Below are 18,430 nucleotides of genomic sequence, written 5' to 3' on the forward strand. Positions count from 1 at the left end.
GATATGAGAGAATTTATTCTATTCAGTTTATTGGGACTTTTTGTGATAAAACCTAGATTACAGCGTGTGTATGTAAGAAGTGAACGACGTGACAAGTTTTAAATGGCGGACTTTGGCGACAGATTTAGCTAAAAAGAGGACTCGGTCTAAGCCTGAGTCCTCTTTCAATCGTACGACACCAAAAAAAGTTCGATTGTCTGAAACTATTCGGTTGATTCCTTTTGATACGCTTCGTGAGGAGTCTTTAAAATGGTATCAGGATCCAGAAAGTATGCGGAACATCGTAGGAGTAAGAATTACGTACACAAAAGAACAAATCCAACAAATGTATGAGTGGCAAAATGATCATGGGTTACTTTATTACATTGAATATAAAAAAGATAAAAAAACTCAAATAATAGGGGATGTCTGGCTCGCTGAAGATGACTATGCCATCGTGATCGACAAAGCATTTCGTGATCAACATATTGGACGGATGGTCACAAAGTACTTTATCTATAAATCAAAAAAAATGGGTCGAGATTTTATGACTGTCAGTGAGATATTCAATTGGAATAAGGCATCGCAAAAGATGTTTACACGTTTAGATTTTTTTCCTTTTAAAGAAAATAAAGACAGTTGGAGCTACCGAAAACGATTAAAAAATCTCAAAAAGGATAAACACAATTTGAAATAATTACTGTTAAAAACGGTTTTAGACTTGACGAATAAATTCTTTTTAGTGTACACTGATTGCAACAGAAACTATAGGAGTGATTACATGAAAAGACTATCAAAACCAATGAAGCAATCGAATAATTCATGGCAAAACTGGCGTAGATAGTTGTATGTATGATACTCTCGTAGATACAACTTTAGATGACAAGTTCTAAATTTTGTATCTATGTCGGCTTATTCAAGATGATTTTTTGACCGCATAGATGAGTTTTCTATGTGGTTTTTGTTTATATAACAACGACCGCTCCTTTTTAGGATTTGTCGTTGTTTTTTGTTTTGACTTATTTATGTGTTTAGAGAGAGAGGAAAAAGATGAGAATAAATCGTTTATCAGTCGTTGTAGCAATTATTGTTGTATTTTTGATAGGGTCATTTTTTATCGAGAAGCAAGAAACGGTAAAGCAAAATATACCGACAGTCGGAGTTTTGCAGTTTGTTAGCCACCCTGCGTTGGATCAGATTTATAAAGGGATTCAGGCTGGTTTAAAAGAAAAAGGATATGAAGATGGTAAAAACATGACGCTTGCTTTTCAAAATGGTCAAGCAGACCAAAGTAAGCTAGCAACAATGAGTCAGCAATTAGTACAAGAAAAAAAATCCGATGTCTTGATCGGAATCGCAACACCAGCAGCCCAAGCACTTGCTAATACATCTTCAGAAATACCAATCATACTTGGAGCCATTACGGATCCTGTTAGTGCTGGACTAGTCAAAGATAATCAAAAACCAGGTGGGAACATTACGGGTGTAAGTGATAAATCACCTGTCACCGCTCAGTTTGAGTTAGTAACGCAAATCTTACCAAAAAGGAAAAAAGTCGGCATCTTATATGCTTCATCTGAAGAAAATTCCAAATACCAAGTGGAAGAGGCAAAAAGAATCGCTGAAAAAATTGGAATGACGGTAAAAACGTTCGCGGTTCCATCCAGTAACGAAATCGCGCAAACCGTTCAAGTGATGACGAGCGAAGTTGATTTCATCTATATTCCTACAGATAATACAATAGCCAATGCCATGCAAACTGTCGTCAGTGAAGCTGATAAAACAAAGACACCGATTATTCCTTCTGTTGATACAATGGTTGAACAAGGCGGACTTGCTACAGTTGGAATCAATCAATTTGATCTTGGTGTCCAAACAGGTAAGATGACAGCAGATATTTTATCAGGAAAAGCTAAGCCTGCAACAACACCGATTTATACCTTTAAAACAGGAGATATTATCATCAATCAAAAACAAGCAGACAAACTGGGAATATCAATCCCTGAAAATGTCACATCAAAAGCAAAAATCATAGATTAAACACAGGGAGAGGATCAAATGATAGTTTCAGCAATTGGACAAGGAATGTTATGGGCAATATTAGGGTTAGGAATTTTTATGACCTATCGTATTTTAAATTTTCCAGATATGACAACAGAAGGTTCGTTTCCACTGGGAGGGGCAATTTGTGTTACAGCTATCACATCAGGAATCCATCCTATTTTTGCAACGTTATTAGGTGTTTTGGCAGGTATGTGTGCAGGTCTTGTGACTGGATTACTCTTTACGAAAGGAAAAATTCCAGTAATATTAGCAGGAATTTTGGTGATGTCCGGTTTGAATTCGGTTATTCTTTATGTGATGCAAACTCCAAATTTATCGTTGTTGAATAAACCAAAAATTCAAGATTTCTTTTTACAATTAAATTTACCAAACTATTATGATATCATATTTTTAGGCGTTATATTTCTAGCAATCATCATTAGTTTATTACTCTTTTTCTTTAATACAAATTTAGGACAAGCGTATATTGCAACCGGTGATAATGAGCATATGGCACGCTCGATCGGAATTAAAACAGATTCTATGAAAATATTAGGATTGACATTATCGAATGGTGTGATCGCTCTATCAGGCGCACTAATCGCTCAAAATGACGGATATGCCGATGTCAACAAAGGAACAGGTGTAATCGTTATTGGTTTGGCATCGATCATCATCGGTGAAGTGTTGTTTGGAGAATTGACTTTTGCAGAACGCTTAGTAGCGATTGTTGTTGGAAGTATTATTTATCAATTACTTATATTATTAGTCATTAAACTCGGTTTTGATACAACATACTTAAAAATCTTCTCAGCTGTGATCTTAGCTGCATGCTTAATGATTCCGCAATTGAAAAAAGCATTAAATTTACACTTTTTACCACAAAAGGAGGGTGAAAAATGAGTACAGTTTTAGAACTTAAAAATGCCACTAAGCGGATTGATAACGGATTAAATGAAACCAAAATGATTTTAAATCATGTGAATTTGAAAATTTCTCAAGGCGAATTCGTCACGGTTTTAGGTGGTAACGGAGCCGGTAAAAGTACCTTATTTAATAGTATTGCCGGTACAGTGACACTGAGTGAAGGGGAGTTGTTTGTCCATGATCAAAATATTACAGCGTATTCCGAAGAAAAACGAGCAAAATACTTATCACGTGTTTTCCAAGATCCCAAAATGGGCACAGCACCAAGAATGACTGTTGCTGAAAATTTACTTTTAGCACTTCATCGAGGAAAGAAACGCGGCTTAAGATTACGCAAGTTGAATGATGAACGAACGTTTTTCACAAAAATCTGTCGTGAAGTCGGAAATGGGTTAGAAAATCATTTGGATACGCCAACGGGTAATCTCTCAGGTGGACAAAGGCAAGCATTAAGTCTGTTGATGGCTACATTGACAAAGCCTGAGTTGCTTCTTTTAGATGAGCATACTGCAGCGCTTGATCCTAAGACATCTAAGCAATTGATGCAACTTACAGATCAGCGAATCAAAGAAGGTGAATTAACTTGCTTGATGATCACGCACCGTATGGAAGATGCGCTACATTACGGTGATAGATTAATTGTTCTGCAAAAAGGACAAATCATCAAAGACTTAAATAAAGAAGAAAAAGAAAAACTAACATTGCAAGATTTACTATTATTTTTCGAAGAAGAAGCGGAAGAAATAACAATTGATTAAACAAAAAAGATCATCTAAGTAATTTTTTATTACTTAAATGATCTTTTTTTATCTAAACTATTTTTTAACAGACGTTCGATAATACCCGTTACCATAAATCCAGCGGCAATTGCTCCTGCCGTCATGATTACCTTGATGATAAAATGAACACCGCTGACATAATCACCTAAAACAATACTTCTTACGGCTTGATAAGCAGGTCCGCCTGGAACTAAAGGTACGAGGCTAGGGATGTTAAAAATCGTCATAGGCATTTTTTTTCTACGTGAAAAATAAATACTCAACAGACCAATTCCGATCGCACCAAGAAAATTCGCAAAAATCACACCCGCATCTAGATTTTTAGTAGACCAGTAAATCATCCAACCGACAGCGCCCGTAATACCACAGGTATTTAAAACTTTTCTAGGAACATTTGTAACGATCCCAAACGTAACTGTACTTAAATAGCTAAACAAACAATGAATAACGACTTCCATTTTCAGATCTCCTTACATGAATAATTTAAATACAATGGCGATACCAATCCCGATGGAACCAGCGACAAATATTGCTTCGGTTGCACGTGCTGTTCCACTTAATAAGTGACCAGCCAAGATGTCTCTAAAGGAATTGGTGATGGCAACACCTGGAACAAGCGGCATCACGGCGCCGATAATAATATTATCGATATTTTCTGCCAAGTGGAATTTTACTGCTAAATAAGCGAATAAACCAATAATAAAGGCTGCTAAAAAATCATCTAAAAATTTGATATTTAGCCAATTCTTAGTGAAATATGCAACACTAAATCCAATCATTCCTATGAAGAAAGTAGCTAAAAAATCATGCCAATTTCCACCAAAAATGTACATCAAGGTACAACTGACAAGTCCTGCTGCAAAAATTTGTAACAGCACAGAATAAGTTGGTGCTTCATGATTAATGTTTCTAAGCTTTCGATTTAATTCTTCTAAAGATATTTCTTTATCCGCGAATTTTCGTGATAGGTTGTTAACAATTGCGACATTTTCTAGGTTGATACTTCGTTCAGTAACATTTTCTAATTGAGTATAATTGCTAGATCGAAACCCCATAAAAAGTCCGGTTGCCGTAACATAACTTACACTTTCTTTTTGACCAGCATTTTCTGCGATGCGATTCATCGTATCTTCAACACGATAGACTTCAGAACCACTTTCAGTCATGATTTTACCTGCCATTAAACAGGTATCTAAAATAAGTTGTATATTGGTTTGATTTTTTTCACACATGAACAAAACCTCCTTGCAGTAAATTTACAGTAAGGTAAGTGTATCATTTTTTTGTGTTGTGTGAAATGGATAGAATACGTTATCAACGGAAAAACGAAGTCATAATGTTTAGAGTTTCCTTAGAATTATAAAGAAACACTAAAAAATTGTATGAAAATTCACAGATACCTAAAAGTTCCTTGCTTTTTCGAATCAAAAGTCCTATCCTTATAGATAACAAACCAAAGGGGTCTAGATATTATGGATAAACAATGGTCACTTTATTCAGTAAGCAGTCTGATTTTACTTGTATTGCTAAAAAGGACATTCGATCAGGGACATATAGGATTAAGTGCATTATTACTTTTTCTCTTACTGATTCAAGTGACAGGAACCGTTATCTGTGTTCATCAAAAAAGACATAAAAAAGAAATCCCAACTTCCAAATAGGAAGCGGGATTTTTTATTTTTACTATAAAAATTAAAATACTAAATCAAATCAAAGTGTTTCAAGGCATGAACTATTCCGCCGTCAGTATTTTTCTTAGTGATAAAACTAGAACGTTCTTTTAACTCTTTACGAGCATTCCCCATCGCAATTTTATTGTCGCAAGCTTCAAACAAAGCTAAGTCGTTGATACCATCACCAAAAGCAAACGTGGGAACGGTGGGTAAATTTAATGTTTTAAAGAGATTGTTAACCCCAGATCCTTTAGAAACACCTTTTCTGACAGTGTCGATTGAATAAGGGCCGTTACGATAAAAAGTCATTTCTGGAAAATGCTTCAAATAGTGTTCATCACCATCTTCAGATAAAACAAGCATCATATTAACGGTTTTATCTTTTAAGCTCGATCGGTCAATGATGGGCGCTTCTGAATGGATAAAAGCATATGCATTAGTTAAAATCTCGCTGTGACCTGAACACCAAATGTGCTGATCATTATAAAAGGAGATTTCATGACCTAAACTTTTGACATGTTCATACATTTTTAGGCATTCTTCGTAGGTAAACTCATCTGAATAGACTTTTTTTCCTTCAACTTGAATAAATTGACCATTCATAACGATTGCGGAATCAATACCGCTGTCATGCATAATGTGTTCAATCTCTACAATCGTTCTTCCGGTTGCGATAAGAGGCAAGACATTATTAGCTTTTAACGAACTGATAGCTGATCGTATTTCTGGCGTAATTTGTGATTTGTCGTTTAATAATGTTCCATCTAAATCGAAAAATGCAACTGCTTGGATATTTTTCATGAATTTTCAACGTCCTTTCACACTTAATAGTATCAAAGATTGAACAAAAGACAAAGCTTTTTTGAAGAAAGATAGAAGTTATTGGAGCTTGATGATTTTTAGAGTATAATATAAATGACGTTAATCTTAAAGGGAAGAGGCGATTAAATAATGAATGTTTTAATGATAGAAGATAATGAATCAGTTTCAGAAATGATGCAAATGTTTTTCCTAAATGAAGGGTGGGAAGCGACCTTTAAATATGATGGCAAGGATGGATTGGATACTTTTTTAGAAAATCCTGAAAAATGGGACATGATCACACTAGATTTGAATTTGCCAACGATGGATGGCATGGCAGTTTGCCGTGAAGTACGGAAAATTTCAAATACCGTTCCAATTATAATGCTGACTGCTAGAGATTCAGAAAGCGATCAAGTAATCGGGCTAGAAATGGGCGCTGACGACTATGTGACAAAACCATTCAGTCCATTGACATTGATTGCACGTATCAAAGCGCTGCACCGGCGCTCCGAGATTGGCGAACATGCAACAGATGGGACTGTTCGTTCAAATGACCAGTTTGATGTTGAGACAGATCACTTTAAAATGAACACAAAGACCAGAGAAGCATACCTGGATGAAAAATTGATTGATGGTTTAACGCCAAAGGAATTCGATTTACTGTATACCTTAGCGAAAAAACCAAGACAAGTATTTTCACGGGAACAGTTACTTGAAATGGTTTGGGATTATCAATATTTTGGCGATGAACGAACGGTAGACGCACACATCAAAAAATTGCGTCAAAAAATTGAAAAAGTTGGGCCGCAAGTGATTCAAACTGTTTGGGGTGTTGGGTATAAATTTGACGATTCTGGAGTCGCTTAAATGAAATATTTATACCAACAGCTATTAGCGTTCTGGGGTGTGATTATTTTAATTATCCTAATTGTAGGGACCTCTTTTACGCAATTAACAAAAAAAACGTTGCAAGATAATAATTATGAACAACTTAGAGGCTATGCAATATCCGCTTGGAAAGCAAAAGATTCAATCAACAGACTTCCTGGAATGACAGATCAAGATATTTGGAATACATCGTTTAGTTTATTTGAAGGTTTTTTAAGTAATCAAGATGTTCAGTTTGTTTTTTATGACAGGGATATGAAAGTGCAGTACCCTTTGAACACTGAAAAAAAAATAGACGATTCCGTCATTAAAGAAAATTGGGCAGCACTCATGGAAGGACAGCAAGAATATGCAACCATCAACAAAGATATTTATGGAAATAATCATATCTCTTCTTATGTGATGATGCCGGTCAGTCAGACCAACGTCCAGTCAAATGAAAATGTCATCATAGGGGCATTAGTTATTACGCAACCAGCCAAGAACGTTTCTGATAGTATGGATGCGATCACAGCGAATCTCTTCAAAGGTTTTATCATCTCCAGCATTGTCGGTTTGATTTTAAGTTATTTCTTTGCTAGTTTTCAAGTGAAGCGAATCAATCGTATGAGAAAGGCCACGAAGGAAATCACAAGTGGTAATTTTGATGTTAAACTGGTTACACACGATAAAGATGAATTTGATGATTTAGCGGAAGACTTCAATAAAATGGCTGAGTCACTGAAAGAGTCTAGGGAAGAAATCGATCGTCAAGAAGATCGTCGTCGCCAATTCATGGCAGATGCTTCTCACGAGATGAGAACCCCTTTAACTACAATCAATGGCTTGTTAGAAGGGTTGCAATACAACGCGATTCCAGAAGGTCAAAGAGAAAAAGCCATTAAATTGATGCAAAATGAAACCTCTCGCTTAATTCGGCTTGTAAATGAAAACTTAGACTATGAAAAAATTAGAACCAATCAAATTAGTATTGTCGTTAAAAAATTCAATGCAACTGAAACATTAAAAGATATTCTCACTCAATTAGAGGGAAAAGCTGAAACGGCTAATGATAAGCTTATTTTAGAGGCTGATGACGCAATTGATGTTTATGCGGATTATGATCGTTTTGTTCAGATAATGGTGAATATTATTCAAAATGCGATTCAATTTACTCAGGATGGTGAGATTCGTGTTCACCTGCAAAAAGGATATTTAGAGACAATCATAACAATTTCAGATACAGGGATCGGTATGACAGAAGAGCAAGTTCAAAATATTTGGGACCGCTACTACAAAGTAGATCCTTCTAGAAAAAACACAAAATATGGTGAATCTGGACTAGGTTTATCGATTGTTGAGCAATTAGTTCGTTTACACAAAGGTAAAATCCACGTTGAAAGCCAAGAAGGGAAGGGGACTAGTTTTACTATTTCATTTCCTGACGTTGAAATAGAAGATGTAACATAAAGAAAAACCAGTTAAACAGAAAATGTTTAACTGGTTTTTTTAAGCTGTCTTAATAACTTTATCCATATAAGGACTTTCAGCTATTTGAATATCATTCGTCAAAACAAGAATCGCTTTTTGTTTTTCTTTTGCGATTTTTTGTAGTAATGGTAATAGTTCTTGTCTTTGACCTATAGATAAATCTTGGAAGATATCATCAATAATAATGATGTCTTTTTCTATTAGTAGTAACTGAACTAACTGAAGCTTGATTTGTTCAAATGTGGTCAACTGTTCTTCTGATTTATTTAAAATACTTTCAGTCAGACCAACATAATCAAACCATTCATTCAGCGTTTTCTTCTTATTTCTTTCTTTTATTGAAGAACCAACAAAAAGGTTGTCCATGATTGAGAGATAAGGCAAAAAGGTATTTTCAGATAGAATAAATCCAACAGCCATCGACTGCTTCATACTAAATGTCTTATCGATAAGAAAGTAAAAATCAGCCTGAATGCTACTCTGATCTTCTAATACAACCGTCATATGTTGTTGTTGGAACAATTCTTTAAAGCTGTCTTCGGTCCAATTTTGTGCTAAAGTAAAATTCATTCACTCACATCCTATATGCTTTTTGCGATTTCCTGAAAAGAAAAGAAGTTGAAATTACTGTAATACCAGTTGTAATGGATAAAAGGAGGAAACAATTTTTAAAAAAAGCATTGAAAATTGTTGCAATTGGCAAACTACCTATACTCATTGATAAAAAATGAGTATCTCCTGAAGTATTCATCACTGAATTAGGGGTACTTTCAACTAGAACTTGCGAAGAGAAAAAGGGCACTCTTTTGATTCCCATAACATTTGCAAGTAGGGGTCTAACGTAAACCAAAATATATTCATATGTATGCTGACAGACAATAAGGAACACCGCTGTGGTCAATATGCCTGCTGATATCGGAATAAGACTTTCAAGTATCGATTGTTTGATGACAAAACGATTTGAGAAGCCCATAATACGCCATTTTATCATATCCTGTTTTTTTAATTTTAACGAAACGATTAGTAATGTTGTGATCAGTATGATCCAAAGAAACAAGAGAATTATATACAAAGAAGAGTATTGCTGCATAATTTTTTGATAATTCAAATGATAGTCGTTATTGTTGATTAGTTGACTCACTTGATTATAAAAGTTTTTTTCGATATCCCGAAGGTTTAAAATACTCGTTAATACAAATAGAAATAAAACAGAGCAAGCACCAATACCAAAAGAAAGTTTTTTATGGTAAGAAACGCTAGCGAAAGCGTAACGAATATTTTTCAAATAGTTTCACCTCACTAAACTAAGTATAAAAGAAGAATATGAATAAATTATGAATAAGATATAAAAAAGCTTGAGTAATTTACTCAAGCTTTTGTGATTATTTTCCAGATTTTAGATAATCTTGGTAAGATTCAGTGTGGTATTTATCAATGGTAGAAGTATTATTATTTTTACTATAAATACTTGTTGATTTTTCCCCTTTATCCTCTTCGATTTTTTCTAATTGTTTTAATTGATCTTTGTAATTATAATCATCTGGATTTACTGGTGTTAATCCACTATTTGTATAGAAGCGAAGCAAGTCCCCATTTGTTGTTTGATCAGACATTTCAAGTTGTAAATTCGCTTTGTCTTTTAAGGCATGTGCTTCTTGTTTTTCATGTTCCGTTGGTTCTTCGATTAAACGACCAGTGGCTGTTTCATAGATACTAGAGCCAAGCATCGTATATTTTGGAGACACATAATTCCCATTTCTAAAAGCCACTAGTTGGGCATTTTCTTTAGAGAACAAGTCTTGTCCCATTTGAATATAGTTTTTAGTATCAATACCCATTAAGTGTAATAGGGTAGGTAGCGCATCGATTTGACCACCATACGTATGATTGATTCCACCATTTGATTGACCTGGTATGTGAATCATATAAGGAACGCGTTGCATAGTTGAATTATCAAAATCGTTCCATGTTGATTTTGTCTTTCCAAGCAATTCTGCTAAGTTTTGATTTCTAGAAGTTGAAACGCCATAATGATCACCATAAAGAACGATCACAGAGTTTTCGTACAAACCAGAAGCTTTTAAATAGTTAAAGAATTCTTCAACTGCTTTATCAAGATAGTTTGCTGTAGCGAAATAACCGTTGATTGTTTCATCAGAAGTTGTAGCAATCGGGAATCCAGCTTCGTCATTTGTAAATTGAGAATAAGGATAGTGGTTAGAAACAGCAATAAATTTAGAATAAAATGGTTGTTGTAAATGTTCCAAGTATTGTGCAGATTGTTGGAAAAACGGTTTGTCATGCAAGCCATATTGAAACGAGTTATCTTCATTAACATCATAGTAATTAGCATCAAAGAAATAATTGTAACCTAAGTGTTTGTATGTTTCATTACGATTCCAGAAGTTACCAGCATTCCCATGGAAAACAGCACTTGTATAACCCGCTTCCTGACCTAAAATAGCAGGAGCTGCTTCAAAGGTATTTTTACCACCAACTTGTGTGAATAAAGAACCTTGATCTAAGCCAAATAATGAATTTTCGAACATTGTCTCAGCATCACTTGTTTTTCCTTGTCCAACTTGATGGAAGAAGTTATCAAAACTATAGGTGCTATTACTATGATATAAGCTGTTGATAAAAGGAGTAACAACATGTTCAACACCTTTTTCATCTTTTAACTTGTAATCAATCAAAAATTGTTGGAAACTTTCTAAATGAATATAAATGACATTTTTACCTTTGGCTATACCAAAAGTATCTGGATTCGGCGCTGCGTAATGATCTTTAACGTAATCGGAAACAGCATCCATATCATTTTCACTAGCTTCTGCGCGTACTTGGTTTGTTTGGTAAGTTGTTACACCATCATAAACAGTAAAGGCATTTAATCCTAAAAATTTAACAATATAGTCACGGGAAAATTGACGTCCTAATAGTTGAGGGCGAGCAGTTTCAGCTAAAGTTAAGTTTGCTACAAAGAATAAAGCAGACAACATACTAATTGAAACGGCAACGCGAGCTCTAACTGGACGTTCGTCCATCTTGATTTTTTTAGTAAGCAACAAAATACCGACGATAATAAAATCAAGCCAATAAAGCACATCATAAGGTCTAAATAAACGCAGAGCACTTTCGCCAAGACCGCTCGCAACTTTTCCAGCACCAAGCATAGTATTGACAGTGATAAAATCAGTAAATTCTCTGTAATAGACAACATTAGAAAATAACAGTAAAGATATTAAGAAATAAATGATCATCATCGTACTATAAGAAGCTTTCTTTCTTCGAACAAATAATGCAATTGACAATAAGAAAAATGTAGAAGCAATTGGATTAATGAAGAGAATGAAATATTCAAACGCATTTTCGATTCTCAAATGAAAATCAACTGTATAAGCAAAAATGTTTTTTAGCCAAATCAACACTGCAACAAATCCGAAAAGACCTAATCGAGTGTTTAAAAATTTAGGCATATGTATTTTTTTTATAATATTCAAAGTAAACGTATCCTTTCCAAAGTCAAATCTAAAAGAAAGCTACTGAAATCTTTTCAAAAGCTTTTCATATACTCCTACAATTCTACTCTCTCTGTTATTCTATGTCAATTTAAATCAGGATAGAACGAAGGAAAGTTAATAAAATTTTACTTTTCTTAACAGAATCAAAAAGTTTAACAATTCATGTATACCTAACGACAGAGGAATCATTTTTTGATATACTAGCCAAGGATGAAGATGTAAACAACTGAATTGTTGCGCATAAAAATTAAATTAGGATAAAGGATGTAACAATAAATGAATATAATGGTAACAAAAAAATCAGAAAAAAAGTTTAAAGGCAGATATCCGCTGATTCAAAAAGAGGATTTACTTGATGTTCCTAAGTCGTTTTCAGCCGAGTGGATAGATTTCGTTGATAGCAAAGGGCAATTCATTGCAACTGGCTATCTCGGCGAGCAAAATAAAGGCATCGGCTGGCTAGTAAACTGGCAGGGATGTATGGATTCATCTTTTCTAGAAAGTTTATTTGTAAAAGCTAAAAATCACAGAGTAGCCTATGAAAATAATGAATCAACTACTGCTTACCGCTTATTTAACGGAGAAGGGGATGGCCTTGGTGGCTTGATTATTGATCGTAACGATGATTTCGCTGTATTTTCTTGGTATAATGAAACGTTGTATCAAAAGAAGGAAGAAATCATTCAAGCATTTAGAAAAAGTTGGCCAGAAATCAAAGGGGCGTATGAAAAAATTCGCTTTTCATCTCATTCGTTACCAGAATCACAAAAATTATTCGGCTCAGATGCTCCTGAACCGCTTTTAGTTTACGAAAATGGCGTCACATATGCTACTTATTTGAATGATGGACTTATGACTGGGATATTTTTGGATCAAAAAGAAGTTCGTGGTCGCTTGATTGAAGGGATAGTTGCAGGAAAAACAGTACTGAACATGTTCAGTTATACTGGCGCATTTTCGGTTGCCAGTGCGATGGGCGGCTCAACCACGACAACGAGTGTTGATTTAGCCAAACGCAGCTTACCGAAGACAAAAGAGCAATTTGAAGTGAATCACTTGGCTGTAGAAAATCAAAAAATCGTGGTGATGGATGTCTTTGACTATTTCAAATACGCGGCACGAAAACAATTATACTATGACGTCATTATTCTTGATCCACCAAGTTTTGCTAGAAACAAGAAAAAAGTTTTTTCAGTTGCAAAACACTATGGCGATTTAGTAAAGGATTCTGTTGATATTCTAAAAAAAGAAGGATTGTTAGTGGCTTCGACAAACGCGGCTAATATTTCTTTAGAAAAATACAAAAAAATGATAGTTCAATCTTTAGAAGAAAAACGAGTTCGCTATCAATTCAAAGAAACCTACCAACTACCGAGTGATTTTAAAACAAATAAACATTTTGAAGAAGGCAACTATTTAAAAGTCTTTTTTATTGAGATAGAAAAATAAAAGCAGGCTGTGACAGAAGCGTATAATAGAATTTAGGGTGTGAAACAAAAGTGATGTTTACTTTTTATACGAAAACTAATACTGTAAAAAAACAAAAAAAAGCTACCTCCTACTGAAACCGTAGTTAGCTAAAATTGGTCTAGAACGCTTTAACAGTTATTTGTTAGAGTGTTCTTTCTATTTTGTAAATAACTTCCTCCAAGTTCATTATAGCTTGACTGATCGGAAAACATCCGATAAATGATACGTATTAATAAATGAACGGTCGCAACAACCGATTTTTTGTGTCCAGCATTTCTTCTTACCCGAAAGAAAAATGCTTGTATTCGATTGGGTTTCCCTTGGGAAACCGCTAGTGCTCCTTGCGCTAAGACCTTCTTTAGATAAGAATTTCCTTTTCCTACCCGTTTACTTCGATTCTTTCCAGCACTTTGATTGTTTCCTGGACTCGCTCCTGCCCATGAAGCCAAATGTCCAGATGTCGGGAAAACAGTCATATCTACCCCCACTTCTGCGAGTACAACTGCCGCTGTTCTTCGATTGATTCCCGGGATTTCCTCCAAACGTTCTACGTATTCTTCATAAGGAACGAGATAGTCGTTGATTGTTTCTTCGACTTCTACTAGTTGTTTTTCTAAGCACTCAATTTGGGTGAGATGAAGAGCTAACATTTTACGATAATGAGGTGTCATAAATCCTTCTAGGGATTCAAGCAATTGAGGCACTTTTCTGCGTAAGGTAGTGTACACACACTCGAGAATGAGTGACTCTGTGATTGGTTTATTTTCAATTAAGGCATAGAGTAAGGCTCTGCCAGATTTTCCATATATATCTTTAATCACTGAGGTTAATTTGATTCCAGCATTCTGCAGGACCATGTGCCCCCTATTTTTTTCTCGATTCAGATCTTCTACTAAGTGCTTGCGATAACGTGTTAAGTCTCTCAATTCCTGAATAGGTTCTGGTGGAACAAAACTTGTAGGAACGACTCCTAATCGAGTGAGACGAGCAATCCATTCCGCATCTTTCATATCCGTTTTTTTTCCTGGAATATTTTTGATGTGGCGAGGATTCGCCAACTGTAAATCAAAATGATTTTGTAAAATTCGCCAGACACATTTCCAATAAACACCCGTGCTTTCCATGCTTATGTGTGTGACTTCGTAAGAAGTCAACCAATCAGATAAGTCAAAAAGACCACGAGTTGTCGTATCAAGACTACCAAAGAATTTTTCTGGGCGTTTTTTTCCTTCAGCAGAACGAATAATACACGCAACAATTACTTTTTGATGGATGTCTAATCCAGCACAACAAGAACGAAGTACATCTTCCATTTTCAACATTCCTCCTTGAAAAAAAGTACAGAAGAGGCTATCCTACTTATAGAAACAATTTATTTTTATACGCAGGTTCTACGACCTAATGATTGGTGCAAATAAGTAGAATGATCTAGTTTGTCCCTCAAGGTTACTTGGAGAAGAACCTCAATAAGCGATCGACCTACAGGCTACTTCTGTCATCTCTAGTATGACAGGAAATAGCCTGTAGGTCGATCACTTTATTTTCATTCTGTTTGGTGAGGGCGGTAGCCCTCATGAGTGTTTGTCCCACATCCTTTTTTTACTGATAGAACATATTTTGTGCACACGGCACAATAAATTCTTTGAACCGTAAGGCAGCAGGTGACAGAAAATGATCTTTTTTTGTTGCCAAATAGATATAACGGGGAAAGAAATTGTCTTCAAGAGCAATCGTTTTAACGTCATAAGCTGAAATCGAAGGGATTTTTGGCATTAAAGCAATCCCGTAATCATAAGCAACGAACCCTAACATTGTATGGTCTTCTTCTACTTCACATACAATAGTTGGTGTAACAGAAGCAGCTGTTAGCATTTTATCAATATAAGGACGCAAACCGCTTCGGTCATTAAAATAAACAAATGGGTAATCACTCGTTTCTTTTAACGAAATACGATCATAAGTAGCCAAGGGATGTTCTGAAGGAACAACTAGTACGATTTCTTGTTCTGTCAAAATCTCATAATTAAGTTGTTCATCTTCTTTTAGCTTAGAAGTAATGGCAATATCAACATCTTCTTTCAGGAGTAGATCGGTCATATCAGAAGAATTACCTTGAAATAAATTAAAACGAATTTGCTCGTTGCCAGGATAAGCTGAAAATTCTTTCATTAACATCGGTGCTAAAAACGAACCAGCAGTATAAATAAAACCAAAATCAATCAGCCCTTTTTCTGGACTGACTAATTCTTTTAACGCACGTTCCCCTTTAGCTAATTCTTCTAAAGCAGTAGAAACATATGTATAGAAAAATTTTCCATATTTTGTTAGTTGGATATTTCGCCCTTTTTTTTCAAATAGCTGGGCGTCAAGCTCTTTTTCCAATTCGGACATTGAGTGACTTAAATTTGGCTGAGTCGTATTTAATAATTTAGCTGCATGGGTCATATGTTGGGTATCAGCTAACATTCTAAAAAATTCTAGTTGTCGCAAATTCATTTATAAAAACTCCTTATCAATCATTCATACATAAGTATAGTTTATCAATAAATAGATAAAGATGCATTAAAAAACAATCCACCTTTATCTATAAATTTGGTTTATACAAAACATGAAAAACATTCATTGGAATTTATTGGTTTTATGGATTAAAATAAATTCATAGTAATTGTGAATTGTTTAACAATGTGAGGTTGAGTTAAGTATTTTTCAGGAAAAACGAAGACAATAAAAAGTGTCGTCATTTCTTTTTCCCTATTTCTCTATCGAGGCTAAAAAAGCTCCCTTCACATTTAAATTTAGGAGGTAACCATGAATAATTATCAAGCAATCTTTGAACCTTTAACTGTAAAACGAATGACTTTAAAAAATCGTGTTGTTATGCCACCAATGGGAACAAACTTCGCTAACATGGACGGAACGTTCAGTATGCAACATGTTTCATACTATGAACAACGTGCCAAAGGCGGAACAGGATTGATCACGCTAGAAAACGTATGTATTGATTATCCGATGGGGACTAATGGTGCTCGTCAATTAAGAATGGACAATGATCAATACATTTCAGGTTTATGGCATTTCAATGAAAAAATGCACGCATATGGTGCCTGTACTTCAGTTCAAATCAATCATGCGGGAGCCTCTGCATACGGATTACGTTTAGATGGAGAGCAACCCGTTTCGGCATCGAACATTCCTTCTAAAAAAGGCAATCCGATACCACGACCACTGACCGAAGAAGAAATATATGGTATTGTGGATCGTTATGCTGATGGTGCGCTAAGAGCGCAACGTGCTGGATTTGATTGTGTAGAAATTCACGCAGGACACTCGTATCTCTTAAGTCAATTCTTATCTCCATTGTATAATAAACGAACGGATAAATTTGGCGGAAGTCCTGAAAATCGTGCACGTTTTACAAAATTAGTGGTTGAAGCTGTTAGAAAAGCTGTAGGACCATTTTTCCCAATTTCGCTTCGTTTTAGTGCGGATGAATTATTAGAAGGCGGTAATACATTAGAAGATACAATCGAGATTTTAAGCTATTTTGCAGATGAAGTGGATATTTTGAACGTATCTGCTGCATTGAATGACAGTTTACAATATCAAATCGATAAAATGAATTTAGAGGATGGATGGCGTGCTTACATGTCAAAAGCGGTCAAAGAACGTTTTCCAGATAAAGTAACAGTAACGTCTGGAAATATCCGCAGTCCTAAACGGGCGACAGAAATTCTAGAATCAGGAGATGCGGATTTGTTGGCAATGGGCCGAGGGTTGATTGCTGAACCTAATTGGGTCAATAAAGTGGCTAACGGACAAGAAGATTTACTAAGAAAATGTATCTCTTGCAATATTGGTTGTGCGGATCATCGGATCGCAAAAGCACGTCCGATGCGTTGTACTGTCAATCCAGACCTACATTATGAAGATGAGTATAAAATGAAACCAGTTTTACATCCAACAAAAATGGTCGTTATCGGTGGTGGTACGACTGGACTTGAAGCTGCGGCAACAGCGGCTGAAGTTGGTGTGAGCGTAGAGCTTTTTGAACAAAAAAATTATTTAGGTGGATTAGGGCATGAAATCGCTCGGTTCCCAGATAAGAAAAGAATCGATGATTTTATTACGTATGAAATCAATCGTTGCAAAGAATTGGATAACTTAGCGATTCATTTAAATCATGCAGCAACTTTAGAAGATATACAAGCAATTGGACCAGACATTATCGTGAATGCTACTGGAGCAAAACCATTATTACCACCAATCAATGGATTAAAAGAACAATTAGATAATCCAAACAGAAAGATCTTTTCTATTTTTGATATTTTAGATGATATGACGAAATTCCAAGAATTTGAAGGAAAAGAAGTTGTTGTAATCGGCGGCGGTGCAGTTGGTTTAGATGTTGTAGAATATTACGCTGAACGTGGTGCTAAAAAAGTCAGCATCGTTGAAATGCAAGGGGAGATCGGAAAAGATCTTGACTTGATTACAAAGCTTGCAATGATGGAAATCGTTGAAAAATTTGGAGTAGAAGTGCATGTAGAAACAAAATTGACGGAAGTTAGAGAAAATAGTTTTTTAGTTGAAAAAGATGGAGAAATGATGGAATTACCATTTGATTTAGGTTTCGTATGTCTTGGCATGCGCGCAGAAGCACCAATGATTCGTGAATTGGATCAGTATGCTAGAAGTAATGGCGCTGTACTTTTAAATATGGGGGATAGTAAAGTTGCTAGACGAATCATGGAAGGAACGAGAGAAGCGCGTGATATCCTTAAAACAATCGAAGTGCTAGAAAACACTCGAACACAAAAGATGTTATTTGAACAAACAAAAAGTTTACAAGCAACAAAAACTATATAAAGTGAGGGAA

At 35.3% G+C, this 18,430-nt stretch carries 17 protein-coding genes; 9 read left to right on the top strand and 8 right to left on the bottom strand.

Annotated elements, in window-relative coordinates:
* The first annotated feature begins 88 nt into the window (after nt 1-88).
* From AC1PU0_RS07965 to AC1PU0_RS07980, 4 genes are all read left to right on the top strand, one after another.
* Nucleotides 89-676, top strand: a complete 588-nt coding sequence (locus tag AC1PU0_RS07965) for a GNAT family N-acetyltransferase (protein ID WP_206850133.1) — start codon at nt 89-91, stop codon at nt 674-676.
* Between the two features lie 353 nt (nt 677-1,029).
* Nucleotides 1,030-2,019 (top strand): tryptophan ABC transporter substrate-binding protein, encoded by a 990-nt coding sequence (gene trpX / locus AC1PU0_RS07970; protein WP_206850131.1) that lies wholly within the window; start codon nt 1,030-1,032, stop codon nt 2,017-2,019.
* An 18-nt stretch (nt 2,020-2,037) separates the two neighbouring features.
* Nucleotides 2,038-2,925, top strand: a complete 888-nt coding sequence (locus AC1PU0_RS07975; protein WP_206850130.1) for an ABC transporter permease — start codon at nt 2,038-2,040, stop codon at nt 2,923-2,925.
* Complete coding sequence (locus tag AC1PU0_RS07980) at nt 2,922-3,707, top strand: ABC transporter ATP-binding protein (protein WP_069654815.1); 786 nt, start codon at nt 2,922-2,924, stop codon at nt 3,705-3,707. Before AC1PU0_RS07975 ends, AC1PU0_RS07980 begins: the two co-directional genes overlap by 4 nt.
* A gap of 29 nt (nt 3,708-3,736) precedes the next feature.
* Here AC1PU0_RS07980 and AC1PU0_RS07985 read toward each other — a convergent pair whose 3' ends face one another.
* Nucleotides 3,737-4,186 carry a threonine/serine exporter family protein gene (locus tag AC1PU0_RS07985; RefSeq protein ID WP_111247107.1) on the bottom strand — a complete coding sequence of 150 codons (450 nt, stop codon included), beginning with the start codon at nt 4,184-4,186 and terminating at the stop codon, nt 3,737-3,739.
* A gap of 12 nt (nt 4,187-4,198) precedes the next feature.
* Nucleotides 4,199-4,960 (bottom strand): threonine/serine exporter family protein, encoded by a 762-nt coding sequence (locus AC1PU0_RS07990; RefSeq protein ID WP_069654817.1) that lies wholly within the window; start codon nt 4,958-4,960, stop codon nt 4,199-4,201.
* Nucleotides 4,961-5,200: 240 nt separating this feature from the next.
* Between AC1PU0_RS07990 and AC1PU0_RS07995 the strand changes: the two genes are divergently transcribed.
* Entirely contained in the window at nt 5,201-5,389 is a 189-nt protein-coding gene (locus AC1PU0_RS07995; protein ID WP_069654818.1) for a hypothetical protein, read from the top strand.
* Between the two features lie 39 nt (nt 5,390-5,428).
* Here AC1PU0_RS07995 and AC1PU0_RS08000 read toward each other — a convergent pair whose 3' ends face one another.
* On the bottom strand, nt 5,429-6,202 hold the full coding sequence (locus AC1PU0_RS08000; protein WP_111247106.1) for a Cof-type HAD-IIB family hydrolase: 774 nt from the start codon (nt 6,200-6,202) through the stop codon (nt 5,429-5,431).
* Between the two features lie 150 nt (nt 6,203-6,352).
* Between AC1PU0_RS08000 and AC1PU0_RS08005 the strand changes: the two genes are divergently transcribed.
* Complete coding sequence (locus AC1PU0_RS08005; protein ID WP_069654820.1) at nt 6,353-7,072, top strand: response regulator transcription factor; 720 nt, start codon at nt 6,353-6,355, stop codon at nt 7,070-7,072.
* Nucleotides 7,073-8,542 (top strand): sensor histidine kinase, encoded by a 1,470-nt coding sequence (locus AC1PU0_RS08010; RefSeq protein WP_069654821.1) that lies wholly within the window; start codon nt 7,073-7,075, stop codon nt 8,540-8,542. It begins immediately after the preceding gene.
* A 39-nt stretch (nt 8,543-8,581) separates the two neighbouring features.
* Here the strand turns inward: AC1PU0_RS08010 and AC1PU0_RS08015 are convergent, their stop codons facing one another.
* The 3 genes from AC1PU0_RS08015 to AC1PU0_RS08025 all read right to left on the bottom strand — a co-directional run bounded on the left by AC1PU0_RS08015 (nt 8,582) and on the right by AC1PU0_RS08025 (nt 12,054).
* Nucleotides 8,582-9,133, bottom strand: a complete 552-nt coding sequence (locus tag AC1PU0_RS08015; RefSeq protein ID WP_206850127.1) for a P-loop NTPase family protein — start codon at nt 9,131-9,133, stop codon at nt 8,582-8,584.
* Between the two features lie 4 nt (nt 9,134-9,137).
* Nucleotides 9,138-9,848: a hypothetical protein gene (locus AC1PU0_RS08020; RefSeq protein ID WP_206850125.1), complete on the bottom strand. Its 711-nt coding sequence runs from the start codon at nt 9,846-9,848 to the stop codon at nt 9,138-9,140.
* 97 nt (nt 9,849-9,945) lie between these two features.
* Complete coding sequence (locus AC1PU0_RS08025) at nt 9,946-12,054, bottom strand: LTA synthase family protein (RefSeq protein ID WP_340689587.1); 2,109 nt, start codon at nt 12,052-12,054, stop codon at nt 9,946-9,948.
* A 306-nt stretch (nt 12,055-12,360) separates the two neighbouring features.
* On the opposite strand from AC1PU0_RS08025, the gene AC1PU0_RS08030 reads away from it, so the two are divergent.
* Nucleotides 12,361-13,533, top strand: a complete 1,173-nt coding sequence (locus tag AC1PU0_RS08030) for a class I SAM-dependent rRNA methyltransferase (RefSeq protein ID WP_479998799.1) — start codon at nt 12,361-12,363, stop codon at nt 13,531-13,533.
* A 149-nt stretch (nt 13,534-13,682) separates the two neighbouring features.
* On the opposite strand, the gene AC1PU0_RS08035 is transcribed toward AC1PU0_RS08030, so the two are convergent.
* Together AC1PU0_RS08035 and AC1PU0_RS08040 are read right to left on the bottom strand one after the other, a co-directional pair.
* Entirely contained in the window at nt 13,683-14,867 is a 1,185-nt protein-coding gene (locus AC1PU0_RS08035) for an IS110 family RNA-guided transposase (RefSeq protein WP_206850122.1), read from the bottom strand.
* Nucleotides 14,868-15,153: 286 nt separating this feature from the next.
* Nucleotides 15,154-16,050 (bottom strand): LysR family transcriptional regulator, encoded by an 897-nt coding sequence (locus AC1PU0_RS08040; protein ID WP_206850121.1) that lies wholly within the window; start codon nt 16,048-16,050, stop codon nt 15,154-15,156.
* A 312-nt stretch (nt 16,051-16,362) separates the two neighbouring features.
* On the opposite strand from AC1PU0_RS08040, the gene AC1PU0_RS08045 reads away from it, so the two are divergent.
* Nucleotides 16,363-18,420 (top strand): oxidoreductase, encoded by a 2,058-nt coding sequence (locus AC1PU0_RS08045; RefSeq protein ID WP_069654826.1) that lies wholly within the window; start codon nt 16,363-16,365, stop codon nt 18,418-18,420.
* The last annotated feature ends 10 nt before the right edge of the window (nt 18,421-18,430 follow it).

It is taken from the genome of Enterococcus sp. XAF26B05_ASV22 (assembly GCF_056727285.1).

Excerpts from the sequence above, each read along its gene's own strand:
- trpX (WP_206850131.1), top strand. The coding sequence starts at position 1,030 with ATGAGAATAAATCGTTTATCAGTCGTTGTAGCAATTATTGTTGTATTT.
- AC1PU0_RS07975 (WP_206850130.1), top strand. The coding sequence starts at position 2,038 with ATGATAGTTTCAGCAATTGGACAAGGAATGTTATGGGCAATATTAGGG.
- AC1PU0_RS07980 (WP_069654815.1), top strand. The coding sequence starts at position 2,922 with ATGAGTACAGTTTTAGAACTTAAAAATGCCACTAAGCGGATTGATAAC.
- AC1PU0_RS07985 (WP_111247107.1), bottom strand. The coding sequence starts at position 4,186 with ATGGAAGTCGTTATTCATTGTTTGTTTAGCTATTTAAGTACAGTTACG.
- AC1PU0_RS07990 (WP_069654817.1), bottom strand. The coding sequence starts at position 4,960 with ATGTGTGAAAAAAATCAAACCAATATACAACTTATTTTAGATACCTGT.
- AC1PU0_RS07995 (WP_069654818.1), top strand. The coding sequence starts at position 5,201 with ATGGATAAACAATGGTCACTTTATTCAGTAAGCAGTCTGATTTTACTT.
- AC1PU0_RS08000 (WP_111247106.1), bottom strand. The coding sequence starts at position 6,202 with ATGAAAAATATCCAAGCAGTTGCATTTTTCGATTTAGATGGAACATTA.
- AC1PU0_RS08005 (WP_069654820.1), top strand. The coding sequence starts at position 6,353 with ATGAATGTTTTAATGATAGAAGATAATGAATCAGTTTCAGAAATGATG.
- AC1PU0_RS08010 (WP_069654821.1), top strand. The coding sequence starts at position 7,073 with ATGAAATATTTATACCAACAGCTATTAGCGTTCTGGGGTGTGATTATT.
- AC1PU0_RS08015 (WP_206850127.1), bottom strand. The coding sequence starts at position 9,133 with ATGAATTTTACTTTAGCACAAAATTGGACCGAAGACAGCTTTAAAGAA.
- AC1PU0_RS08030 (WP_479998799.1), top strand. The coding sequence starts at position 12,361 with ATGAATATAATGGTAACAAAAAAATCAGAAAAAAAGTTTAAAGGCAGA.
- AC1PU0_RS08035 (WP_206850122.1), bottom strand. The coding sequence starts at position 14,867 with ATGGAAGATGTACTTCGTTCTTGTTGTGCTGGATTAGACATCCATCAA.
- AC1PU0_RS08040 (WP_206850121.1), bottom strand. The coding sequence starts at position 16,050 with ATGAATTTGCGACAACTAGAATTTTTTAGAATGTTAGCTGATACCCAA.
- AC1PU0_RS08045 (WP_069654826.1), top strand. The coding sequence starts at position 16,363 with ATGAATAATTATCAAGCAATCTTTGAACCTTTAACTGTAAAACGAATG.